Here is a 22,425-nt window from a genome sequence, read left to right on the forward strand (position 1 = left end):
TGCGAAAATCGCGTGATGAACGCGATTTCCACTTCCGAACTGATGAACACCCTGGGTAGCCAGGCCAAGGCCGCTTCGGCGCTGATGGCCAAGGCCGGTGCCGCGACCAAGATCAAGGTGCTGCGCGAGCTGGCGCGCCTGCTGCGCGAGAACGTCGCCCCGCTGCAGGTGGAGAACGCGAAAGACCTGGAGCGGGCCCGCGCCGCCGGTCTGGCCGAGCCCATGGTGGACCGGCTCAAGCTGACGCCCAAGGTGCTGGAGACCTGCGCCGAGGGCTGTGAGCAGCTGGCGGCCATGCCGGACATCATCGGCGAGATCTCGGGCATGAAGCAGATGCCCAGCGGCATCCGCGTGGGCCAGATGCGGGTGCCCATCGGCGTGTTCGGCATGATCTACGAGAGCCGCCCGAACGTGACCATCGAGGCCGCCAGCCTGAGCATCAAGAGTGGCAACGCCTGCATCCTGCGCGGCGGTTCCGAGGCCATCGATTCCAACCGGGCGCTCGCCGCGCTGGTGCAGCAGGCCCTGGTGGCCGCGGGTCTGCCGGCCGACGCGGTGCAGCTGGTGCCCACCACCGACCGCGCCGCCGTGGGCCAGCTGATCGCCATGCCGCAGTACGTGGACGTGATCATCCCGCGCGGTGGCAAGGGCCTGATCGAGCGCATCAGCGCCGAGGCCAAGGTGCCGGTCATCAAGCACCTGGACGGCAACTGCCACACCTACGTGGACGACCCCTGCGACATCGCCATGGCGGTGAAGGTGGCCGACAACGCCAAGACCCAGAAGTACAGCCCCTGCAACGCCACCGAAAGCCTGCTGGTGGCGCGCGGCGTGGCGGCTGAGTTCCTGCCAAAGATCGGCGCCGTCTACGCCGCCAAGGGTGTGGAGATGCGCGGCTGCCCCGAGGCCCAGGCCATCCTGGCCGCCGTGCCCGGTGCCCATGTGACGACCGCCAGCGAACAGGACTGGAGCGAGGAATACCTCGCGCCCGTCGTCAGCGTGAAGCTGGTGGACGGCGTGGACGAGGCCATCGCCCACATCAACCGCTATTCCAGCCACCACACCGACGCCATCCTCACCACCGACCACGTGCACGCCCAGCGCTTTTTGCGCGAGGTCGATTCGGCAAGTGTCATGGTGAATGCGAGCACCCGCTTCGCAGACGGCTTCGAGTACGGGCTGGGCGCCGAAATCGGTATCAGCACCGACAAGTTCCACGCCCGCGGGCCGGTCGGCGTCGAAGGCCTGACCTCGCTGAAGTACGTGGTGCTGGGCGAAGGCGAAATCCGCACCTGAGCGGGGCTTGCAAGCCGGGCCGCCGCCCCCATTTCCGACCTTTGGCTGTCTTGGCCGGTCCCTACAATGGGGCGGTCGTCTTATTCTTCGCGCAAAGGTTGTCCCATGGTTCCGCACCTCGTCACGGCATTGACCGGTCCGATCAACGAGCTGGAGCAGCGGATCCTCGAGTCCACGCCGGTGATCGAGCGCTGGTTCCGTCTGGAATGGATGGAGCACACCCCGCCGTTCTACACCTCGGTGGACGTGCGCAACGCCGGCTTCAAGCTGGCACCGGTCGACACCAACCTCTACCCCGGCGCCTGGAACCACCTGACGCCCGAGATGATGCCGCTGGCGGTGCAGGCGGCGATGGCGGCGATCGAGAAGATCTGCCCCGAGGCCAAGAACCTGCTGCTGGTGCCGGAAAACCGCACCGACTCCTTCTACCTGGCCAACCTGGCGCAGCTGCAGCGCATCTTCTACCAGGCCGGCCTGAACGTGCGCCTGGGCTCGCTGTCCAACGACATCAAGGCACCGACCACCTTCGACCTGCCCGGCGGCGAGTCGGTCACGCTCGAACCGCTGATCCGCAGCAAGCGCCGCCTGGGCCTCAAGCACTTCGACCCCTGCACCATCCTGCTCAACAACGACCTGGCCGCCGGTGCGCCGGGCATCCTGGAAGACCTGCACGAGCAGTACCTGCTGCCGCCGCTGCACGCCGGCTGGGGCATCCGCCGCAAGAGCAACCACTTCAAGGCCTATGAAGAGGTGGCCAAGCGTTTCGGCAAACTGCTGGGCATGGACCCCTGGCTGATCACGCCCATGTTCAACCAGTGCGGCGCGGTGAACTTCGCCGAGCAGAGCGGGCTGGAGTGCCTGCGCAGCAACACCGACGCGCTGCTGGCGCGCGTGCGGCGCAAGTACAAGGAATACGGCATCAACGAGAAGCCCTTTGTCGTCATCAAGGCCGACAACAGCCATGCGGCGCTGGGCCAGCTGACGGTGCGCGACGCCAAGGAGCTGGACGATGCCTGGTTCCAGGCGCGCGCCAAGGCCACTGCGGGGCACGCGATCGGCGAAGTGATCATCCAGGAAGGCGTGCTCACCAACGAGCGCATCAACGCCGCCGTGGCCGAGCCGGTGGTCTACATGATGGACCGCTACGTGGTGGGGGGCTTCTACCGCGTGCACGCCGACCGCAGCACCGACGAGAGCCTGTCGGCCCCGGGCGCGAGCTTCGTGCCCCTGGCCTTCGAGCAGAGCGCCCAGCTGCCGCAGCCGGGTGCCAAACCCGGGGCCAGCGTGCCCAACCGCTTCTACATGTACGGGGTGATCGGCCGGCTGGCCATGCTGTCGGCCGCCTACGAACTCGAAGCCACCGACCCCGAGGCCGAAACCTACGACTGACGCCGGACGGTTGTTGCGCCGCAACATCCGGCGCCCGGCCGTCCGTTTGAGGCCATCTCCCGGCTGACAGCCAGGTGGGCGCGGGCGCAGAATCGCGGTCTTCCAGACAACGGGTCTGGCCCGCCCGGGCCGGACGGTTTTGTGTCCTCGAACAAGTCGTCGCTTGCTGCGCTCACCCTGGGCGCCATCGGTGTGGTCTACGGCGATATCGGCACCTCGGTGCTGTACGCCATCAAGGAAATTTTCGGGTCGGGCCATGTGCCCTTCACCCACGCCAACGTCTACGGCGTGCTCTCCATCGTCTTCTGGACGCTGACGGTCATCGTCTCCCTCAAGTACGTCACCCTCGTGCTGCGCGCTGACAACGGCGGCGAAGGCGGCCTGATCGCGATGCTGGCGCTGGCCTCGCAGGCGGTGAAAGACAAGCCCGAACTGCGCAAGTGGCTGCTGGCCATCGGCATCTTCGGCACCTCGCTGTTCTACGGCGACGGCGTCATCACACCGGCCATCTCGGTGCTGTCCGCGGTGGAGGGTCTGGAGGTGGTGTCGCCCCACTTCAGGAAATACGTGGTGCCCATCACGCTGCTGGTGCTGTTCGCGCTGTTCTTCGTGCAAAAGCGCGGCACGGGTGGCATCGGCCGGTTCTTCGGACCGATCACCGTGCTGTGGTTCCTGTCCATCGCCCTGCTGGCGGTCCCACACATCGTCGGCCACCCCGAGATCCTGGGGGCGCTCAGCCCGCACCATGCGCTGCGCTTCATGTGGGAGCAGCCGGGCACGACTTTCATCATCCTGGGCGCGGTGGTGCTGTGCGTCACCGGTGGCGAGGCGCTGTACGCCGACATGGGCCATTTCGGCAAGAAGCCGATCCGCCTGGCCTGGTTTTCCATCGTCATGCCCTGCCTCACCATCAACTACTTCGGCCAGGGCGCGCTGCTGCTGGAAGACCCGGAGGCGGTGAAGAACCCCTTCTTCAACATGGCGCCCGACTGGGCCCTGCTGCCCCTGGTGGGCCTGGCCACCATGGCCACGGTGATCGCCTCGCAGGCGCTGATCTCCGGCGCCTTCAGCGTGACCAAGCAGGCCATCCAGCTGGGCTACCTGCCGCGCCTGAACATCCGCCACACCAGCGTCAGCGACACCGGGCAGATCTACATCCCCTTCGTCAACTGGGGCCTGTTCACCGCCATCGTGCTGGCGGTGGTGATGTTCAAGTCCTCGTCCAACCTGGCGGCTGCCTACGGCATCGCGGTCACGCTGGACATGCTCATCACCACGGTGCTGACCTTCTTCGTCATCCGCTACGGCTGGAAGTACCCGCTGGCCCTGTGCGTGGCCGCCACCGGCTGGTTCTTCATCGTCGACCTGGCCTTCTTCAGCTCCAACCTGCTCAAGCTGTTTGCAGGCGGCTGGTTCCCGCTGCTGATCGGTGGCGTGGTGTTCACGCTGATGATGACCTGGAAACAGGGCAGGGCCCTGATGGCCAAGGCGCAGCAGGCCGAGGCGATCGAGCTGGACAGCTTCCTCGAAGCCGTGTTCATGGACCCGCCCACGCGGGTGGCCGGCACGGCGGTGTTCCTGGCCGCGGACACCGGCACCGTGCCCAACGCGCTGCTGCACAACCTCAAGCACAACAAGGTGCTGCACGAGCAGAACCTGTTCGTCACCGTGCGCAGCCACGAGCGCCCCTGGATCGGGCTGGACAAGCGGTTGGAGGTCGAGCCGCTGGGCCACGACTGCTGGCAGGTGGTGATTCACTACGGCTTCAAGAACGACCCGGACGTGCCCAAGGCGCTGGAACTGATGCGCGGTCGCGGCTGCGACCTGGAGCCGATGCTGACCAGCTACTTCCTCTCGCGCGACCTGGTGGTGCCCACGCTGGGCGAGGGCATGGCGCTGTGGCGCGAGAAGCTGTTCGCGCAGATGCACCACAACGCGGGCGCGGCGGCCGAGTTCCTGAACCTGCCGGCCAACGCCGTCATTGAACTGGGCTCCAAGCTGGAGATCTGACGCCCGGCACAATCGCCGGATGTCTTTTTTCCGTGACCTGAACCTCTCGGCCGCCACGGCCGGCTTCGTGGCGGTGCTGGTGGGCTTCACCAGCTCGGTCGCCATCGTCTTCCAGGCCGCGCAGGCCTTCGGCGCCACGCCCGAGCTCATCACCTCGTGGATGTGGGCGCTGGGCCTGGGCATGGGCCTTTGTTCGGCCATCCCCTCGCTGATCCTGAAGAAGCCCGTGATGGTGGCCTGGAGCACGCCGGGTGCCGCGGTGCTGGCCACGGCCGGCCTGGCCGGCGGCTTCACGATGGCGCAGGCGGTGGGCGCCTTCATGGCCTGCGCCGTGCTCATCATCCTCTCGGGCGCGACCGGCCTGTTCGAGCGGGTGATGAACCGCATTCCCATGGCCATTGCGTCGGCGCTGCTGGCAGGCGTGCTGGCGCGCTTCGGCCTGCAGGCCTTCGCCGCGGCGCAGACCGCGCTGCCGCTGGTGGTGCTGATGCTGCTGGCCTACCTGCTGGGGCGGCGCTTCCTGCCGCGCTACGCCGTGCCGCTGACGCTGCTGGTGGCGGTGGTGACCGTGGTGGCCAACGGGCAGTTCAACGCCGGTGCGCTCACGCTGCAGTGGGCGGTGCCGGTGTTCACCGCGCCCGAGTTCACCTTCGGTGCCTTCGTCAGCCTGGCGCTGCCGCTGTTCATCGTGACCATGGCCTCGCAGAACCTGCCGGGTGTGGCGGCGATCCGCGCGGCGGGTTACCACATGCCGATCTCCAGGATCATCACCATGACCGGCGTCGCCACCCTGGTGCTGGCGCCCTTCGGCGGCTACGCGCTCAACCTCAGCGCCATCACCGCCGCCATCTGCATGGGCGAAGAGGCGCACGCCGACAAGGACAAGCGCTACACCGCGGCCGTGGCCTGCGGGCTGATCTACATCGCCATCGGCCTGGTGGGCGCGGCGGTCACCGGTCTGCTGCTGGCCTTCCCCAAGGAACTGGTGCTGGCCATCGCCGGACTGGCGCTGCTGGGCAGCATCGGCGGCGGCCTGCATGCGGCGCTCAAGGACGACACCCACCGCGAAGCCGCGCTCATCACCTTCCTGGTCACGCTCAGCGGCGTGGTGATTGCCGGCATCGGCTCGGCGTTTTGGGGTGTGGTCGCCGGCGCGCTGGCGCTGTTTGTGCAACAGTACGGAGCCCGAAAGCACACACCATGAACATCCTCTTCGTTGCCGATCCGCTGGAGTCCTTCAAGACCTACAAGGACACCACTTTTTCCATGATGCGCGAGCTGCAGAAACGCGGCCACGCCATCGCCGCCACCGAGCCACGCCACATGGGCTGGCGCAGCGGTGGCACCGTCAACGCCACGGTGCGCCGCATCCGCCTGACCGGCGATCCGCACGACTGGTTCTCGGTCACCGGCGAGGCGGTCGAAGCGCTGAAAGACTTCGACGCCGTGCTCATGCGCAAGGACCCGCCGTTCGACAGCGAGTTCTTCTACTGCACCCACCTGCTGGAGCAGGCGCAGCGCGAAGGCGCGCGCGTGTTCAACCGGCCCTCCGCGCTGCGCGAACACCCGGAAAAACTGGCGCTGATGGAGTTTGCCGAGTTCGCGCCGCCCACGCTGGTGACGCGCTCGCCCGAGGCCATCCGCGCCTTCCACGCCGAACACCGGGACATCATCCTCAAGCCGCTGGACGGCATGGGCGGCATGGGCATCTTCCGAGTCGGCGCCGACGGCATGAACCTCGGCTCCATCATCGAGACGCTCAACCAGGGCGGCGCCACCAGCGTGATGGTGCAGCGCTACCTGCCCGAGATCGTCCTCGGCGACAAGCGCCTGCTGCTGATTGGCGGGAAGGTGGCGCCCTATGTGCTGGCGCGCATCCCGCAGGGCAACGAGGTGCGCGGCAACCTGGCGGCGGGTGGCAAGGGCGTGGCCCAGCCGCTGTCCGACGAGAACCGCGCCGTGGCCGAGGCCATCGCGCCGGTGCTGGCGGCGCGCGGCCTGCTGCTGGTGGGGCTGGACATGATCGGCAACAAGGTCACCGAGATCAACGTCACCAGCCCGACCTGCTTCCAGGAGATTCACGACCAGACCGGCTTCGATGTGCCGGCCATGTTCGCTGACGCCTTGCTCGATGCGCTGGGCCGCTGAGCCCTTGCACCCAAATCGCTAGCGCCGAATGCATGCCGGCCGCCGTCGGTCATGCATCAAGAACCCTTGGTCCCGAAGTCGGCCGATCGTGACAAATTCGATCGGTAGAAAGTACGCACACAAGGGTTAACCCGGTCTTGCTTGGCTTGCGAGGGTGTGGGTGCTGCATTACAAATACGCGGGCCAGGGGAGAGTAAGCATCCGAACAGCACACCATGCCCGAGAACATCGATACGAAGCGCACCATTTTTGCCAAGACCGCCTTGGGCCAGCAGCAGATCCAGACGCGCGACCTGGGACTTTCACCGATCGTGCGCCGCGCCCTGGTGCTGGTGGATGGCAAACGCACCGCCGACGAGCTGTCGGTCTTCCTCGTGGGCAAGGGCGACATCGCAGAGGTGCTGGAGCAGCTTCTGCAGCTGGGTTGCATTGAAGCCGTCGGTCAGGCCCCCGCCGCAACAACGTCCAGGGCGGCCGCGTCCCATGAGCGGATGGCGGCGGCTCACACCGCAGGCGAGCCGGACGACACCGGGGCAGACCTGGCGGGGCTTCCGCCGGCGGACAGCCGCAGCGCCCAGGACAACGAGATGGCGCGCAACTTCATGATCAATTCGATCAACGCCATCATCGGGCAGAACATGCGCGTCACCCTGGTCACCAACATCTTCCAGGCGCAGGGTTCGGAAGGCCTGCGCAAGGTTTACCGCGACTGGGAAACCAGCATGGCGGGGCACAGCGCCGGTGCCCGCAGACTGCCAGAGCTGCGCGAGAAGCTGTTCAAGATTCTGTGAGCGACCCGCCGCCCTGAGGCAGGCCGTCAACGAACACCTTGAGTTCCCCGGGCTCGAACGCGGTCCATTGCTCGTCGCTGGTCAGCGGTGTGGTGACGATCACGGCCGCGCGGTCGCCGGGCTGGTTGACCTCGGCGAAGTTGACCGTCCAGTCGTGGTCCATCAGCGTGGCCTTGGAGAACGGGTACTGGCGCACCAGATAGTGGAGTTTCGTGCTGCAGTGCGCCCACATCGCCTCGCCGTTGGACAGCAGGAAGTTGAAGGTGCCGAAGCGGGTGACCTGCGGGATCAGTTCGCGCAGGGTGTGCGTCAGCTCCTCGACGCTGGGCAGGCTGGCGTGCGACTTGGCCAGTTCCTGCATCAGCCAGCAGAAGGCGCGCTCGCTGTCGGTGGTGCCGACCGGGCGGAACGCGCTGTGCAGCTTGGGGAAATAGTCCTTGAGGTCGCCATTGTGGGCGAACACCCAGTGCCGGCCCCAGAGCTCGCGCGTGAAGGGATGGGCGTTCTCCAGGCTCACCTCGCCGATGGTGGCCTTGCGCACGTGGGCGACGATGTTCCTGCTCTTGAGCGGGTAGCTGCGCAGGAACTCGGCCATGCGCGAGTTGGCCGCGCTCTCGTGATCGATGAACAGCCGCAGGCCCCGGCCCTCGAAGAAGGCGATGCCCCAGCCGTCCGCATGGTTGTCGGTGGCACCACCGCGCCGGCAGAAGCCGGTGAAGCTGAAGGATGCGTCGGTCGGGGTGGCGCAGTTGAGGGCGAGCAGCTGGCACATCCGGCTATTGTCCGGCAGCCTTCCCGGTTTTTGCGCGCATTTTCACGGCGGCCCCGATGGCCAGCGCACAAATGGCTGCAACCATGAAAAACGTCTCGTTGAATGGCGCGAGGTGGCCAGGCGCGGTGTTGCCCGGGACCAGCTTGAGGCCGTGCGCCGCGGTTCGCCACTCCAGCACGATGCCGCACAGGCTCACCCCCGCGGCGCCACCCAGCATGCGCAGGAAGTTGATGGCGCTGGCGCCCTGCGGGATCTGTGCACGTGCCAGACCGCGCATCGCCCCGACGTTCAGCGAGGGCAGGATGAAGCCAAGACCGAGCCGGCCCAGGATGGCCCAGGCCACCAACAGGGTGAGGGTCTGGGCGCGGTGGTCGGTGTCGATGGTGGGCATCAGCGCGAACGAGCAGGCCAGCAACAGCAGGCCGATGCTCACCAGGCGGTGGGCCGGCTGGCGGTCCGAGATCCGGCCCACGACGGCGATGGTCACGGCCAGCACCAGGCCGGCGGGCAGCAGGATGGTGCCGACGAACGACGCCGACAGGCCCAGGCCCATCTGCATGTAGACCGGCAGCAGGTAGGTCGAGCCGAACAGCGCGACGCCGTAGATGAAGGCCACGATGCTGCCCATTGCGAAGCGCCGGTCGCGGAACAGCGAGAGGTTCAGCAGCGGGTCCGTGCCCTCGTGGGGGTGGCGGGCGCGCGCCAGCAGCATGCGCCGCTGCAGCGCCACGAAGACCAGCAGCGCCAGCGCGGCCCCGCCCAGCAGCCCGGCCGCCGCGAGGGGCGTGCCGCCCTTGAGCTCCACCAGGCCGTTGAGCAGGCACAGCGTGCCGGCCGTGGCCAGCAGCAGGCCGCGCCAGTCCAGCGCGGCGCCCTGCGGATTGGGGGCGGCACCGCCGGGGGCGGTGGTCGGCACGAAGCGCCGTGCCATCCACAGCGAGGCCAGGCAGAACGGCACCACCAGGAAGAAGATGGAGCGCCAGCCGAAGGCGTCGACCAGCAGGCCACCGATGGACGGGCCCAGCGCCGGCGCCAGCACCACGCCCATGCCGAAAATGCCGCTGGCGCGGCCCTGTTCCTGGGAGTCGAAGGCGCGCAGGATGATGATGGCCGGGATCGGCTGCACCACGCCCGCGGCCAGTCCTTCGGCCACGCGCGCGGCCAGCACCAGCGGGTAGTGCTGTGCGAAGCCGCCCACCAGGCCGCCGACCAGCAGCAGCCACATGCAGCCGGTGTAGGTGCGGCGGTAGCCGTAGCGCGTCAGCAGCCACGGCGTGGTGAGCATGGACACCGTCATCGCCGCCATGAAGCCCGAGGAGGCCCACTGCGCGCGCTCCTGGCCGAGTGCGAAGTGGTGGCTCATGTCGGGGATGGCCACGTTGACGATGGTCGAGGACATGACCGAGGCCATGGTGCCGACCATCACCGAGAGCAGCAGCAGCCAGCGGTAGCGCGGCCCGTGGCGTTCGCGCAGGGCGGCGATGGAATGAGGGTCGGGTGGTGTGTTCATGCGGGCGGGTCCAGGCGGCAGCTTATCGGGTTTGCCGGTGCCCGGCGTCGCCGGGGACATGCCGCGCATGCATGCCGCGTAACATTGCCGGCACCCGCGCGCGGCACTCAGGCCGGCGCGGTTTGCAATGCGCCTCTTGCTGGTGGAAGACGACTCGATGATCGGCGAATCGGTGCTCGACCTGTTGCGCGCCGAGCAGTACGCCGTGGACTGGGTGCGCGACGGCGACGCCGCCGACACGGCCCTGCGCACCCAGGACTACGACCTGGTGCTGCTCGACCTCGGCCTGCCGCGGCAGGACGGCCTATCGGTGCTGCGCCGGCTGCGCGCACGCCGTTCCCGCGTGCCGGTGCTGATCGCCACCGCCCGCGACGCCCTGGCGCAGCGGGTCGAGGGGCTGGACGCCGGGGCCGACGACTACGTGGTCAAACCCTACGAGATGGACGAGCTGCTGGCGCGCATCCGCGCCCTGCTGCGCCGCGCCTCGGGCCGGGCGGAGCCGGTCTACGAGCACCAGGGCGTGTGCATCAACCCGGCCACGCGCGAGGTCACGGTGAATGGCGAACCGGTGGTGCTCTCGGGGCGCGAGTGGGCGGTGCTGGAGCCGCTGCTGGCGCGGCCCGGGATGGTGCTCTCGCGCGCGCAGCTGGAAGAAAAGCTCTACGACTGGAAGCACGAGATCAGCTCCAACGCGGTCGAGGTCTACATCCACGGCCTGCGCAAGAAGCTGGGCGCCGACCTGATCCAGAACGTGCGCGGCGTCGGCTACCTGGTGCCCAGGGCATGACGCTGCGCTGGCCCACCTCCCTGCGCGCCCGCCTGCTGGTGTTCGTGCTGCTGGCCATCCTGGCCACCGCGCTGCTGCAGGCCGCCCTGGCCTGGCGCGCGGCGCGGGCCGAGGCCGACGCCCTGTTCGACTACCAGATGCGCCAGACCGCCCAGACCCTGCGCGCCGGTCTGCCCGAGGGTCTCGCCACCGGCGTGCTGCCGGTGCCGCCGTCGCAGCAGGACTTCGACTTCGTGCTGCAGATCTGGTCGGTCGACGGCTCGCTGCTGCTGCGCTCGGCCGACCGGCCCGAGCTGCCCGCGCGCGCGGTGCTGGGCTTCGCCGACGTGGTGGCCCACGGCACCACCTACCGCGTCTATTCGGTGATCACCGGCGGCCTGGTGATCCAGGTGGCGCAGGACATGGCGGTGCGCCGGCGCATGGCCGGCGACCTGGCGCTGCGCACGGCCGCGCCGGTGCTGTGGCTGGCGCCGGTCCTGATGCTGGCCGTGGGCTGGCTGGTGCGCCGCACCCTGGCCCCGGTGGCGCGGGTGCGCGAGCAGGTGGCCGCGCGCAGTGCCGACGACCTGGCGCCGCTGGCCGGGCAGGACCTGCCCGACGAGGTCCGCCCGCTGGTGCAGGAGTTCAACGGCCTGCTGCAGCGCCTGGGCCAGGCCTTTGAGGTGCAGCAGCGCTTCGTGGCCGACGCGGCCCACGAGCTGCGCTCGCCGCTGGCGGCGCTCAAGCTGCAGGTGCAGGGCCTGCGCCGCGCCGAGGGCGTCGAGACCCGCGAGCGCGCATTGCAGCGGCTGGACGCCGGCATCGACCGCGCCACCCGGCTGGTCGGCCAGCTGATGGAGCTGGCGCGCCAGCAGGCGCGGCAGGCCGAGGGCGCCCCGGCCGCGCCGCTGGACCTGGCGGCGCTGGCGAGGTCGGTGATCGGCGAGGCGGTGGCCGATGCCCAGGCCCGCTCGCAGGCGCTGGGGCTGTCGGGCCTGGAGACGGCGATGGTGACGGGCCATGCCGACGCGCTGCGCCTGCTGCTGCGCAACCTGATCGAAAACGCCATCAAGTACGCGCCGGCCGCTGGCCGCATCGAGGTCGGTGTGCTGGCCGGCGAAGCAGCGGGCAGGGTGGCGCTGGTGGTGGAGGACAGCGGCCCGGGCATTCCCGAGGCCGAGCGCACGCGCGTGCTCGACCGCTTCTACCGCCTGCCCGACGCGCCTTCCACCGGCAGCGGCCTGGGGCTGGCCATCGCGCAGTCGGTGGCGCAGATGCACGGCGGCGCGCTGCGGCTGGACGCCTCGCCCACGCTGGGCGGCCTGCGCGTGCGGCTGGAGCTGCCGGCGGCCTGATCAGGCCAGCGTGCTGGCCAGCACGTTCACCGCCAGTGCCAGCACGGTGAGGTTGAAGGCGAACGACAGCAGACCGTGCCCCGTGGCCAACCGGCGCAGCGAGCGCTCGGTGATGGCGACGTCCGAGACCTGCGAGGTCATGCCGATCACCGCGCTGAAGTAGAAGAAGTCCAGGTAGTCGGGCGCCTCACCGCCCGGAAACGCCAGGCCGCCCACGTGCGGGCGGTCATGCCCGTCCGGCCGGTAGTAGCGCCGCGCGTAGTGCAGCGCGAACACGCTCTGGATCAGCAGCCAGGCGCCCATCAGCGACAGCACCATCAGCGCCAGGTGGGCCATGCGCGGCGCGCCGCGCAGGTGGGCGCCGGCGTCGGCGGCGATGGCCACGGCCACCAGGCAGGCCAGCCCCGCCAGCGTGACCAGCACGAACAGCATGGCCGCGCCCGGGTCTTCCCACTGGGCGCGGCGGCGGGTGTCGGCGGCGTTGAGGCGGTGGGCCAGGTGGGCCATCAGCCCCAGGTAGGTGGTGCAGTACGCGACCCAGCCGCAGAGCAGGGCGGTGCCGGCCGGCGCCGCCACCAGCCGCGCCACCGCCAGGCCGGTCAGCACCCCGGGCAGCAGCGCCAGCGCCTGGCGTTCCAGGGCGCTGAAACGGGCCGACCAGTGCAAGCCGTGCAGGGGGTGCGATCTCATGCGGCCAGTGTGCCACCGCGGGCGGATTAAGCCCCGTCTAAGTGAACGCGCCCACATTCTTGGCCAGTCCAACCCTTTTCACAGGAGCGATCATGCAACTCAACACCCTCACCCCCACCCGTCTGGTGCTGGCCCTGGCGGCCGCCGGTGCGATCGGCGGTGCCGGCGCCAGCTGGCTGCACGGTTCGCACGCCAGCGCCGCCGCCCCTGCGCCGACCGCAGTGGTGGCCGCTGCGCCCGTCTCCAGCGCCGGCCAGGCCGACTTCGCCAGCATCGCCGAGCGCCACGGCGCGGCGGTGGTCAACATCAGCGTCAGCGGAATGCGCAAGGTGTCCGACGAGGAGCGGGCCGGCGTGCCCGGGCTCGACCCGCGGGACCCCTTCTACGACTTCTTCCGCAGCTTCCCGGGCTTCGCCGGCCCGCGCGGCGGGCCCTCGGAGCAGCCGGTGCGCGGCCAGGGCTCGGGCTTCATCGTCAGCAGCGACGGTCTGATCCTCACCAACGCCCACGTGGTGCAGGACGCCAGCGAGGTCACGGTCAAGCTCACGGACCGGCGCGAGTTCCAGGCCAAGGTGCTCGGGACCGACCCGCGCACCGACGTGGCGGTGCTGCGCATCGACGCGAAGAACCTGCCCGTGGTGCCGCTGGGCAGCTCCAAGTCGATGCGGCCCGGCGAATGGGTGCTGGCCATTGGCGCGCCCTACGGCTTCGAGAACAGCGTGACCGTCGGCGTGGTCAGCGCCAAGGGCCGCTCGCTGCCCGACGACAGCCTGGTGCCCTTCATCCAGACCGACGTGGCCATCAACCCCGGCAACTCGGGCGGGCCGCTGTTCAACGCCCGCGGCGAAGTGGTGGGCATCAACTCGCAGATCTACAGCCGCTCGGGCGGCTACCAGGGCCTGTCCTTCGCCATCCCGATCGAGGTGGCCAGCAAGGTGCGCGACCAGATCGTCGCCACCGGCAAGGCCAGCCATGCGCGGCTGGGCGTGACGGTGCAGGAGGTGAACCAGGCGCTGGCCGATTCCTTCAAGCTCGACAAGCCCGAGGGCGCCCTGGTCTCTGGCGTCGAACCCGGTGGCCCGGCGGCCCAGGCCGGGCTGAAGACTGGCGACGTGATCCTGAGCGTCAACGGCCAGCCCATCGTGTCCTCGGCCGACCTGCCGGCCTACATCGGCCAGGCCAGCCCGGGGGAGAAGGTCACGCTCGAACTCGCACGCCAGGGGAAACGCGAAACCCTCAGCGCGCAGCTGGGCGATGCGGGCGACAAGAAGGCCGAGGTGGCCCAGGCCGACAAGGCCGCGAGCCAGGGCCGTCTGGGGCTGGCGCTGCGGCCGCTGCAGCCGCAGGAAAAGCGCGAGGCGGGCGTGGACGGCGGCCTGGTGATCGAGGACGTGGCCGGTGCCTCGGCCCGCGCCGGTGTGCAGCCCGGCGACCTGCTGGTGGCGGTCAACGGCACGCCGGTGACCAGCATCGACCAGGTGCGTGCGGCGGTGGCCAAGGCCCAGAAGTCGGTGGCGCTGCTGATCCAGCGCGACGGCGACCGCATCTTCGTGCCGGTGAAACTGGGCTGATGGTGCCCGGCACCGCGGGCGCGCGGTGTGCCGGATTCAGGGCCCGAGACCTTCACCGGCGAAGCGCGCCACACAGGCGGCACAGATGCAGGCCTTGCCTTCGGCTTCCGCGGGCAGCTGCGCCAGCAGGCCGGGCGGGAACGCGGTATCGACGCACCAGCAGGGCGGCTGGGGCTGGCCGGTCGCGCGCTCAAGCTCCATCGCGCAGCGGTTGTCGCCGCCGCAGAGCGGGCAGCGGGTGGGGTCGGAGGTGGGTGTGGTCTGCATGGAAAAGGCCGGTTCTGATCAGTGTAGTCATCCACGCCCTGTGGTACTTTTTGCACTACTCTGTCCAAGGTCTTCCGTGCTGCCCCTGTCACCCTTTCCCCTTCTTGTGTCGTTCGTGCTTGCACTCGCCGTTGGCGGCGCGGCGGCGGCCGATCCGCGCACCGTTCCCCACTCCATGGACCAGCGCGTCCAGGCCTGCACCCTCTGCCACGGCAAAGAAGGCCGCGCCACGCCGGGAGGCTTCTTCCCGCGCATCGCGGGCAAGCCGGCCGACTACCTCTACCACCAGCTGCTGAACTTCCGCGACGGCCGGCGCAACAACGACGGCATGCGCTACCTGCTGGACCACCTGAGCGACGACTACCTGCGCCTGATCGCGCAGCACTTTGCATCGCTGGACCTGCCCTACCCGCCACCGCTGCCGCCGCAGGGCAGCGCCGCCGATCTGGCCCGCGGCGAGGCGCTGGTGCGCCGCGGCGACCCGGCGCGTGATCTGCCGGCCTGCACCGCCTGCCACGGCGCGGCCATGACCGGTGTGCGGCCCGCCGTGCCCGGCCTGCTGGGCCTGCCGCGCGACTACCTGATCGGCCAGCTCGGCGCCTGGCAGACCGGTTTGCGCAAGGCCTTTGCGCCCGACTGCATGGCCCATGTGGCGCAGCGTCTCTCGCCCACCGATGTGGCGGCCGTGGCCAGCTGGCTCGCCGCGCAGCCGCTGCCGGCCGACCCGCACCCGGCCGCACCCACCACCGAGCCACTGCCGCTGCGCTGCGGGCTGACACCGCCCGCGCCGGGGGCCACGAAATGAGGCACCCGTTGCGCTGGATCGCCGCCGTCTTCGTCGCGGGCCTGGCCCTGCTGGGCGCCGTGGTCGGTGTGGAAATGCACGCGCCTGCGCTGCCGCCCGCGACCGACGCCGCGCCCGCCGACCCCACGCTGCTGGCGCGCGGCGCCGAACTGGCGCGCGCCGGCAACTGCATGGCCTGCCACACCGAGCGCGGGGGCGCACCCTATGCGGGCGGTCGCCGCATCAGCACGCCGTTTGGCGACCTCTATGCGGGCAACCTCACGCCCGACACTGAGACTGGCCTGGGCGCCTGGTCGCAGCAGGCCTTCCAGCGTGCGCTGCACGAAGGCCGCTCGCGCGACGGCCGGCTGCTCTACCCGGCTTTTCCCTACGCGCATTTCACCCGCCTGAGCGACGAGGACGTGGCTGCGCTCTGGGCCCACCTGCGCAGCCTGCCGCCGGTGCGCCAGCCCAACACGCCGCACGCGCTGCGTTTCCCCTACGGCACCCAGCCCGCGCTCGCGGTCTGGCGCGTGCTGTTCTTCGAACCCGGGCGCTTCCGGCCCGACGCCACGCAGAGCGCCGAGTGGAACCGCGGCGCCTATCTGGTCAACGGCGTCGCCCACTGCGCCGCCTGCCACGGCACGCGCAACGCCTGGGGCGCGACCACCGAGGCCTTCGGGGGCGAGCGCCTGCCCGATGGCCGCTGGTTCGCACCCTCGCTGCTCGACCCGCGCCAGGCGGGCGTGCAGGATTGGCCGGTGGAGCGCGTGGCGGCGCTGTTGAAGAACGGCAGCGTCGACGGCGCGAGCGTGGCCGGGCCGATGGCCGAGGTGGTGTTCCACGGCACGCAGTACCTGCCCGAGGCCGATGTGAACGCCATGGCCGGCTACCTGAAGAGTCTGCCCGTGAAAGCCAGTGAACCTCCGGCCTTCAAGCGCGCCGACGGTGCGCTGCTGGAAACCGGCGGGCGCCTGTACCGGCAGCACTGCGCCGACTGCCACGGCGAGCAGGGTGAGGGCCGCCAGGGCATGTACCCGCCGCTGGCCGGCAACCGCGTGGTCACCATGGACGACCCGACCAACGCGCTGCAGGCCATCGTCGGTGGCGGTTTTGCGCCGTCCACGCCGGGCCACCCGCATCCCTACGGCATGCCACCGTTCCGCACCCTGCTGCAGGACGCCGAGATCGCGGCGGTGGCGAGCTTCCTGCGCCAGAGCTGGGGCCACCAGGCGAACCCGGTGAACCCGCTGGACGTGCAGCGCGTGCGCTGAGGGGGATCAGCCGATGCGGAACTGGCCCACGGTGCGGGCCAGGCGCTCGGCCTGATCCTGCAGACCGCTGGCCGCAGCGGCGCTTTCCTCGACCAGCGCGGCGTTCTGCTGGGTCATCTGGTCCAGGTTGCCGATGGCCATGCCCACCTGCTCGATGCCCGATCGCTGTTGGGACGAGGCGGTGGCGATCTCCTGCATCATCTGCGAGACGCGCCGCACGTTCTGCACGATCTCCTGCATCACCTCGCCGGTGCGCCCCACCAGGGCCGAGCCGGCCTCGACGCTTTCGACCGAGCGACCGATCAGCTGCTTGATCTCCTTGGCCGCTTCGGCGCTGCGCTGCGCCAGGTTGCGCACCTCGCCGGCCACCACGGCGAAGCCCCGGCCCTGTTCGCCGGCGCGGGCCGCTTCCACCGCCGCGTTCAGCGCCAGGATGTTGGTCTGGAACGCGATGCCATCGATCACCGAGATGATGTCGTTGATCTTGCGCGAGCTGTGGGTGATGGCTTCCATGCTGGCCACCACCTGGCCCACCACTTCGCCACCCTTTTCGGCCGAGGCGGCCGCGCCGCCGGCAATCTGGTTGGCTTCCTGGGCCGACTGTGCCGATTGCGCCACCGCCGAGGTCATTTCCTCCATGGTGGCCGAGGTCTGCTGCAGGCTGGAGGCGGCCGACTCCGTGCGCGACGACAGGTCGTGGTTGCCGCTGGCGATTTCTCGCGAGGCCTCGTGCACCGCGTCGCTGGTGGCGCGGATGTCGCGCAGCGTGGCCTGGATCTTGTCGACAAAGGCGTTGAAGCCCTGGGCAATGCGCGCCAGCTCGTCGTGCCCGCTCGCGTCCAGCCGCTTGGTCAGGTCACCGTCGCCCGAGGCCACGTCCTGCATGGCCGCCTGCAGGCGGTCCAGGCGCTGGAGCGAACGCGCGACCACCATACCCGCCAGCAGCACGGCCGCCACGGTCACCACCACAGCCCCGATCAGGGACTGCAGCAGGAAGTTCGACACCGAGGCCAGCGCTTCGCTCTTGTGCAGCGAGATCACCAGCTTCCAGTTGGTGCCCGCCACCGGCACCGCGGTCAGCAGGCGGGCGGTGCCGCCGATGTCCACCTCGGTCAGGTCGGCGCCCAGCGCCGCCACCGCCACCGGGGTCAGCGCAGGGCTCAGGCTGGACGCCTCCTTGAGCACCAGATCCAGGTTGCTGTGCACCACCACCTTGCCTTCGGCCGACAGCACGAAGGCATCGCTCGACGGCGTGGGTTTGATGGCGGTCACGGCCGCGGCCACCACGTCCATGAACACGTCGCCGGCGGCCACCGCCCGCGTGTCGCTGCCGTTGCGGTCGGCCACCGCGAAGGTCATGACCAGCTTCTTGCTGCCCGCATCCACATAGGGTTCGGTCAGCACCACGCCCTGGCCATTGGCCGCCTGCAGGTACCAGGGCCGTCCGGTCGGGTCCCAGTCGGGCGGCAGGTTCTGCGGGCTCGAGAAGATCGCCCTTTTTTCCTGGTAGCCGATGTAGGTGGTGTCGAAGAACCCGCTCCTGACCGCTTGGGTGAGCGCCGGCATGGGGTCTTCCACCTGGGTGGCGGGCAACAGCGCACCCACCACGGCCGACTTGCTGGCGACCCACTGACCGATGCCCTCGGCGCGCGCCAGGGCCAGACTTTGCGCCGAGGCGTTCACCGATGCCCGGGTGGTCGAGCGCAGGCTCAGGAAGTTGAAGGTGCTGACGACGACCAGGCTGACCACCACCAGCACGGCGACCGTCAGGACCAGGCGGGCCTTGATCGACAGGCGAAGAAATTTTGACGAAGCTGGGACCACGTTGACCTCATTGGACGGAAACATCGCATCTGATGAATGCGTTGGACGGCCTGGCCTGGTAGGCGAGACCTCGGGGTTGTTCATGATCGGCCAAAGTCCAGCGGCACTTGAGTCCGAACAGACGGGTGGATCCCCGCCTTTTCGCCGGGCAAGGCGACACGAAGGCGACCGCAGTGGGTGACCGGTCCTCCTACGGTGCGGTGATGAACACGTCCCCCACCCCCGCCGAGGCCGCATCACCTGCCTGGCGCGCGGTCCGCCGCTGCTGATCGGTATCGACCGGCCCGCCAAGCGCAACGGTTTCACGCCGGCCATGATGCAGGCGCTGGCCGAGGGTGCGACGGCGTTCCGCGAGAAGCGCCCGCCGGTGTTCAAGGGGCGCTGAAGCCGGCCACCAAGGCCTCCCCCCAGTCCCAGGGCCCGGTCAGCGTGAGCCGGACCTCGGTCCAGTCGCCATCCTCGTGCACCTGGGTGTCGGCGTCCCAGGCGCCGCCTTCGTCCAGCGGACCGCGCGGTCCGGGTGCTTCGCGCTGTGCGAGCGCCAGCACGGCCTCCACCTCGGCCATCACCGCCGGCAGGTCGGCGCGGCGCACGCTGGCGACGGCCTCCCAGCTGCCGGTGCCTTCGCCATCGTCGGCGGCGTCGAAGATCAGGTAGTTCAGGGACATGGGTGGTTCCGGGTTCAGCGCATGGCGTCCAGCGTGCGCGCGATCTCGCCGCCGCAGGCCGTGCGGTTGCGCGCGTACTCCTCGGGCGTGTCGATCTCGCGGTGGCGCTGCAGCGTGTGCTTCATCTGCGCATCGACCCAGGGCAGCCACTGCTCGCGGATGTGGCGGGTCAGGCGCTCCTGCAGCTCCTTGGGTTCGCCGTAGTAGATCTTGTTGCCGAAGGACTGCCGCATGCCCTCGCGCATGCGCTCGGCCGCTGCCGATAGCGTGAGCTGGTTGACCTGCACGTGGCGCATCTCGTGGGCCAGGATGTGGCGGTGCGCGCAGCTGCCTTCCTCGAACTCGCTGGCCACCGACACCACGTGCGGGTCCAGGCTGAGCGTGACGGTGATGGCCGGGCGCATGCACACCAGGCGCTCGCGCGGGTGGCTCAGCGTGGGGCTGCGGAAGGCGATGCGCGTGCCCAGCTGCAGCTCGGTCAGGCCCAGGGTGAAGGCGTTCTCCTGCGGCAGGCGCTGGAGCTGCATCAGGTCGGCGATGCGGCGGTCGTTGCGGTGGCGCACGGGGGCCGGTTCGGCGTTCACCTCGATCACCGTGGGCGGCAGCCGCGCCTCACACTGGGCCTGCCAGCGAGCCGACGGCTGCTCGGCCAGCGCCGGAGCGGGCAGCAGGGCGAGGGTGAACAGCAGGGCGAAGGGCAGGCGCATGGCTGGATCAACCCGCGGAAGCCGCCAGCACCGGCACCAGCAGGCCCTGCTGCACCAGCGGCACGCCGCGCTCGCGAGCTGCCGCCGACAGGCTGCCCAGCGCGGCCACGCGGGCGAACAGTTTGAGGTCGTCGAAGGCGAGAGCGTCCATGCGGCGATGGTAGTGCGCGCCAATGCTCGGGGCCTTGCGCGGAATGCAAAACCGTTTTGAGCCGCCCGCCGTTTCGCGATGACGGGCGCTTGCTTGGAGTCGCTGCACCCCTTCATTTCATGCCGACAGGAGCACGCCATGCGCCCCGAGGTGTAGGCCCCAAAGAAAACGGCGCCCCGAAGGGCGCCGCTTTTGTCTCCTCGGCTCTCAGTGACCGTCAGGCAGCCTTCACCTTCAGACGCCACGCGTGCAGCAGCGGCTCGGTGTAGCCACTCGGCTGCTCCTTGCCCTTGAACACCAGGTCCAGCGCGGCCTGGTAGGCCTTGCTGGTGGCCGCGTTGCCCGCCATGGGCTGGTAGAGCTTGTCGCCCGCGTTCTGCTTGTCCACCTTGGCGGCCATGCGCTCATACGTGTCGCGCACCTGCTGCTCGGTGACGATGCCGTGGTGCAGCCAGTTGGCCACGTGCTGGCTGGAGATGCGCAGCGTGGCGCGGTCTTCCATCAGGCCGATGTCGTTGATGTCGGGCACCTTGGAGCAGCCCACGCCCTGGTCGACCCAGCGCACCACATAACCCAGGATGCCCTGGATGTTGTTGTCCAGTTCGGCCTGCTTCTCGGCCTCGGTCCAGTTCGGGTTGGCGCTCACTGGCACGGTCAGCAGGCCGGTCAGCAGGTCGTCGCGCAGCTTGTCGGCCTTGACCTTCTCCAGCTCCTTCTGCACGTCGGACACCAGCACCTGGTGGTAGTGCAGGGCGTGCAGCGTGGCGCCGGTGGGCGAGGGCACCCAGGCGGTGTTGGCGCCGGCCTTGGGGTGGGCGATCTTCTGCTCCAGCATGGCCTTCATCAGGTCGGGCATGGCCCACATGCCCTTGCCGATCTGTGCCTTGCCGCGCAGGCCGCAGGACAGGCCCACCAGCACGTTGTTGCGCTCGTAGCTCTGGATCCAGGCGCTGGTCTTCATGTCGCCCTTGCGCACCATCGGGCCGGCCAGCATGGCGGTGTGCATCTCGTCGCCGGTGCGGTCCAGGAAGCCGGTGTTGATGAAGGCGACGCGGCTGGCGGCGGCTTCGATGCAGGCCTTGAGGTTGACCGAGGTGCGGCGTTCTTCGTCCATGATGCCCAGCTTGACCGTGCTGTCGGCCAGGCCCAGCACCTTCTCGACGCGGCTGAACAGTTCGCAGGCAAAGGCCACTTCGCGCGGGCCGTGCATCTTGGGCTTGACGATGTAGACCGAGCCCTTGCGCGAGTTGCGGATCGCGTCCTTCTTGCTCTTCTTCAGGTCGTGGATGGCGATGGCGGTGGTGACCATCGCGTCCATGATGCCTTCGGGAATCTCCTTGCCTTCCGCGCCCCACAGGATGGCGGGGTTGGTCATCAAGTGGCCCACGTTGCGCACGAACATGAGCGAGCGGCCATGCAGGCGGACCTTCTTGCCGTTGGCGCCGGTGTATTCGCGGTCGGCGTTCAGGCCGCGGGTCATCGTCTTGCCGCCCTTCTCGAACGACTCGGTCAGCGTGCCCTGCAGGATGCCCAGCCAGTTGCGGTAGGCCAGCACCTTGTCCTCGGCGTCCACCGCGGCCACGGAATCTTCCAGGTCCAGGATGGTGGACAGCGCGGCCTCGACCACCAGGTCGCTCACGCCGGCGGCGTCGGTCTTGCCGATGGCGGTGGCGCGGTTGATCTGGATCTCCAGGTGCAGGCCGTTGTGCTTGAGCAGCACGGCGGTGGGCGTCTTGGCCTCGCCCTGGAAGCCGATGAACTGGCTCTTGTCGGCCAGCTTGGAGGTGCCGCCTTCGGCCAGACCCACGACCAGTTCACCGTCCTTGTTGACCTTGTAGCCGGTGGAGCCGACGTGCGAACCCTTCTTCAGCGGGGCGCAGCGGTCCAGCACGTAGCGGCAGTACTCGATGACCTTGGCGCCGCGCTTGGGGTTGTAGCCGCCCTTCTTGCCGACCTTCTCGCAGCCCTTGTCTTCGCTGATCACGTCGGTGCCGTACAGCGCGTCGTACAGGCTGCCCCAGCGCGCGTTGGCGGCGTTCAGGGCGTAGCGGGCGTTCAGGATGGGCACCACCAGCTGCGGGCCGGCCTGCGTGGCCAGCTCGTCGTCCACGTTCTTCGTGGTGGCCTTGACCTTCTTGGGCTCGGGCACGAGGTAGCCGATGGTTTCCAGGAACTTGCGGTAGCCGGCCATGTCCAGGATCGGGCCGGGGTTGGCGCTGTGCCAGGTGTCCAGCTCGGCCTGCAGGCGGTCGCGCTCGGCCAGCAGGGCGGCGTTCTTGGGCGCCAGGTCGGTGACGATGGCGTCGAAGCCCTTCCAGAAGCTCTCGGCGCTCACGCCGGTGCCGGGCAGGACCTGCTCGTTGATGAACTGGTATAGGTCGGTGGAAACCTGCAGACCGTGGATGCTGGTGCGTTGCGTCATGGAAGGACTCCGTCGGTTCAAAAGGAAAAG

At 69.3% G+C, this 22,425-nt stretch carries 20 protein-coding genes; 11 read left to right on the plus strand and 9 right to left on the minus strand.

Features of this window, described 5'->3' with window-relative positions:
* Window positions 1-15: 15 nt before the first annotated feature.
* The 6 genes from BC358_RS21360 (at window position 16) to BC358_RS21385 (ending at window position 7,634) form a co-directional block, all read left to right on the plus strand.
* On the plus strand, window positions 16-1,296 hold the full coding sequence (locus BC358_RS21360; protein ID WP_066156838.1) for a glutamate-5-semialdehyde dehydrogenase: 1,281 nt from the start codon (window positions 16-18) through the stop codon (window positions 1,294-1,296).
* A gap of 105 nt (window positions 1,297-1,401) precedes the next feature.
* On the plus strand, window positions 1,402-2,685 hold the full coding sequence (gene gshA, locus BC358_RS21365) for a glutamate--cysteine ligase (RefSeq protein WP_066156836.1): 1,284 nt from the start codon (window positions 1,402-1,404) through the stop codon (window positions 2,683-2,685).
* Between the two features lie 141 nt (window positions 2,686-2,826).
* Entirely contained in the window at window positions 2,827-4,695 is a 1,869-nt protein-coding gene (locus BC358_RS21370) for a potassium transporter Kup (RefSeq protein ID WP_079367386.1), read from the plus strand.
* Between the two features lie 19 nt (window positions 4,696-4,714).
* Entirely contained in the window at window positions 4,715-5,899 is a 1,185-nt protein-coding gene (locus BC358_RS21375) for a benzoate/H(+) symporter BenE family transporter (RefSeq protein WP_066156832.1), read from the plus strand.
* A complete protein-coding gene (gshB, locus tag BC358_RS21380; RefSeq protein WP_079367387.1) occupies window positions 5,896-6,843 on the plus strand; it encodes a glutathione synthase in 948 nt (315 codons plus the stop codon). Before BC358_RS21375 ends, gshB begins: the two co-directional genes overlap by 4 nt.
* A gap of 215 nt (window positions 6,844-7,058) precedes the next feature.
* Window positions 7,059-7,634 carry a hypothetical protein gene (locus BC358_RS21385; protein ID WP_066156825.1) on the plus strand — a complete coding sequence of 192 codons (576 nt, stop codon included), beginning with the start codon at window positions 7,059-7,061 and terminating at the stop codon, window positions 7,632-7,634.
* On the opposite strand, the gene BC358_RS21390 is transcribed toward BC358_RS21385, so the two are convergent.
* Both BC358_RS21390 and BC358_RS21395 read right to left on the minus strand, forming a co-directional pair.
* The gene (locus BC358_RS21390; protein WP_079367388.1) at window positions 7,621-8,406 is read right to left on the minus strand and encodes a class II glutamine amidotransferase; all 786 of its coding nucleotides are present in this window, start codon (window positions 8,404-8,406) and stop codon (window positions 7,621-7,623) included. The two genes, BC358_RS21385 and BC358_RS21390, sit on opposite strands and share 14 nt — an antisense overlap.
* 4 nt (window positions 8,407-8,410) lie before the next feature.
* Window positions 8,411-9,916, minus strand: coding sequence for an MFS transporter (locus BC358_RS21395; RefSeq protein ID WP_066156821.1), 1,506 nt, complete (start codon window positions 9,914-9,916; stop codon window positions 8,411-8,413).
* 127 nt (window positions 9,917-10,043) lie between these two features.
* Between BC358_RS21395 and BC358_RS21400 the strand changes: the two genes are divergently transcribed.
* Together BC358_RS21400 and BC358_RS21405 are read left to right on the plus strand one after the other, a co-directional pair.
* Entirely contained in the window at window positions 10,044-10,703 is a 660-nt protein-coding gene (locus tag BC358_RS21400; RefSeq protein WP_066156818.1) for a response regulator transcription factor, read from the plus strand.
* Entirely contained in the window at window positions 10,700-12,037 is a 1,338-nt protein-coding gene (locus BC358_RS21405) for an ATP-binding protein (RefSeq protein WP_079367389.1), read from the plus strand. Before BC358_RS21400 ends, BC358_RS21405 begins: the two co-directional genes overlap by 4 nt.
* On the opposite strand, the gene BC358_RS21410 is transcribed toward BC358_RS21405, so the two are convergent.
* Entirely contained in the window at window positions 12,038-12,727 is a 690-nt protein-coding gene (locus BC358_RS21410; RefSeq protein ID WP_165961757.1) for a DUF1345 domain-containing protein, read from the minus strand. It abuts the gene before it with no gap.
* 92 nt (window positions 12,728-12,819) lie between these two features.
* On the opposite strand from BC358_RS21410, the gene BC358_RS21415 reads away from it, so the two are divergent.
* Complete coding sequence (locus BC358_RS21415) at window positions 12,820-14,298, plus strand: DegQ family serine endoprotease (RefSeq protein WP_079367391.1); 1,479 nt, start codon at window positions 12,820-12,822, stop codon at window positions 14,296-14,298.
* Between the two features lie 36 nt (window positions 14,299-14,334).
* Here the strand turns inward: BC358_RS21415 and BC358_RS21420 are convergent, their stop codons facing one another.
* Window positions 14,335-14,565 (minus strand): cysteine-rich CWC family protein, encoded by a 231-nt coding sequence (locus BC358_RS21420; RefSeq protein WP_079367392.1) that lies wholly within the window; start codon window positions 14,563-14,565, stop codon window positions 14,335-14,337.
* A gap of 115 nt (window positions 14,566-14,680) precedes the next feature.
* Here BC358_RS21420 and BC358_RS21425 point away from each other — a divergent pair, with 115 nt between their 5' ends.
* Both BC358_RS21425 and BC358_RS21430 read left to right on the plus strand, forming a co-directional pair.
* Window positions 14,681-15,370: a cytochrome c gene (locus BC358_RS21425; protein ID WP_373270151.1), complete on the plus strand. Its 690-nt coding sequence runs from the start codon at window positions 14,681-14,683 to the stop codon at window positions 15,368-15,370.
* A complete protein-coding gene (locus BC358_RS21430; protein ID WP_079367394.1) occupies window positions 15,367-16,623 on the plus strand; it encodes a cytochrome c in 1,257 nt (418 codons plus the stop codon). Before BC358_RS21425 ends, BC358_RS21430 begins: the two co-directional genes overlap by 4 nt.
* A 6-nt stretch (window positions 16,624-16,629) precedes the next feature.
* On the opposite strand, the gene BC358_RS21435 is transcribed toward BC358_RS21430, so the two are convergent.
* From BC358_RS21435 to BC358_RS21450, 5 genes are all read right to left on the minus strand, one after another.
* Window positions 16,630-18,447 carry a methyl-accepting chemotaxis protein gene (locus BC358_RS21435; RefSeq protein WP_256861606.1) on the minus strand — a complete coding sequence of 606 codons (1,818 nt, stop codon included), beginning with the start codon at window positions 18,445-18,447 and terminating at the stop codon, window positions 16,630-16,632.
* 371 nt (window positions 18,448-18,818) lie between these two features.
* A complete protein-coding gene (locus BC358_RS21440; RefSeq protein ID WP_079367396.1) occupies window positions 18,819-19,115 on the minus strand; it encodes a hypothetical protein in 297 nt (98 codons plus the stop codon).
* Window positions 19,116-19,129: 14 nt separating this feature from the next.
* Complete coding sequence (locus BC358_RS21445; protein WP_079367397.1) at window positions 19,130-19,822, minus strand: hypothetical protein; 693 nt, start codon at window positions 19,820-19,822, stop codon at window positions 19,130-19,132.
* 7 nt (window positions 19,823-19,829) lie between these two features.
* Window positions 19,830-19,973, minus strand: a complete 144-nt coding sequence (locus BC358_RS22030; protein WP_179130120.1) for a hypothetical protein — start codon at window positions 19,971-19,973, stop codon at window positions 19,830-19,832.
* Between the two features lie 217 nt (window positions 19,974-20,190).
* Window positions 20,191-22,395 (minus strand): malate synthase G, encoded by a 2,205-nt coding sequence (locus BC358_RS21450; RefSeq protein ID WP_079367398.1) that lies wholly within the window; start codon window positions 22,393-22,395, stop codon window positions 20,191-20,193.
* Window positions 22,396-22,425 lie beyond the last annotated feature (30 nt).

The sequence above is a fragment of the Hydrogenophaga sp. H7 genome (genome assembly GCF_002025745.1).
Classification (GTDB): domain Bacteria; phylum Pseudomonadota; class Gammaproteobacteria; order Burkholderiales; family Burkholderiaceae_C; genus Hydrogenophaga; species Hydrogenophaga pseudoflava.

Coding starts and splice junctions, on each gene's coding strand:
- BC358_RS21445 (WP_079367397.1), bottom strand. CDS start 19,822: ATGCGCCTGCCCTTCGCCCTGCTGTTCACCCTCGCCCTGCTGCCCGCT.
- BC358_RS21390 (WP_079367388.1), bottom strand. CDS start 8,406: ATGTGCCAGCTGCTCGCCCTCAACTGCGCCACCCCGACCGACGCATCC.
- BC358_RS21360 (WP_066156838.1), top strand. CDS start 16: ATGAACGCGATTTCCACTTCCGAACTGATGAACACCCTGGGTAGCCAG.
- BC358_RS21405 (WP_079367389.1), top strand. CDS start 10,700: ATGACGCTGCGCTGGCCCACCTCCCTGCGCGCCCGCCTGCTGGTGTTC.
- BC358_RS21440 (WP_079367396.1), bottom strand. CDS start 19,115: ATGTCCCTGAACTACCTGATCTTCGACGCCGCCGACGATGGCGAAGGC.
- gshA (WP_066156836.1), top strand. CDS start 1,402: ATGGTTCCGCACCTCGTCACGGCATTGACCGGTCCGATCAACGAGCTG.
- BC358_RS21430 (WP_079367394.1), top strand. CDS start 15,367: ATGAGGCACCCGTTGCGCTGGATCGCCGCCGTCTTCGTCGCGGGCCTG.
- BC358_RS22030 (WP_179130120.1), bottom strand. CDS start 19,973: ATGGACGCTCTCGCCTTCGACGACCTCAAACTGTTCGCCCGCGTGGCC.
- gshB (WP_079367387.1), top strand. CDS start 5,896: ATGAACATCCTCTTCGTTGCCGATCCGCTGGAGTCCTTCAAGACCTAC.
- BC358_RS21450 (WP_079367398.1), bottom strand. CDS start 22,395: ATGACGCAACGCACCAGCATCCACGGTCTGCAGGTTTCCACCGACCTA.
- BC358_RS21395 (WP_066156821.1), bottom strand. CDS start 9,916: ATGAACACACCACCCGACCCTCATTCCATCGCCGCCCTGCGCGAACGC.
- BC358_RS21415 (WP_079367391.1), top strand. CDS start 12,820: ATGCAACTCAACACCCTCACCCCCACCCGTCTGGTGCTGGCCCTGGCG.
- BC358_RS21400 (WP_066156818.1), top strand. CDS start 10,044: ATGCGCCTCTTGCTGGTGGAAGACGACTCGATGATCGGCGAATCGGTG.
- BC358_RS21410 (WP_165961757.1), bottom strand. CDS start 12,727: ATGAGATCGCACCCCCTGCACGGCTTGCACTGGTCGGCCCGTTTCAGC.
- BC358_RS21420 (WP_079367392.1), bottom strand. CDS start 14,565: ATGCAGACCACACCCACCTCCGACCCCACCCGCTGCCCGCTCTGCGGC.
- BC358_RS21385 (WP_066156825.1), top strand. CDS start 7,059: ATGCCCGAGAACATCGATACGAAGCGCACCATTTTTGCCAAGACCGCC.
- BC358_RS21375 (WP_066156832.1), top strand. CDS start 4,715: ATGTCTTTTTTCCGTGACCTGAACCTCTCGGCCGCCACGGCCGGCTTC.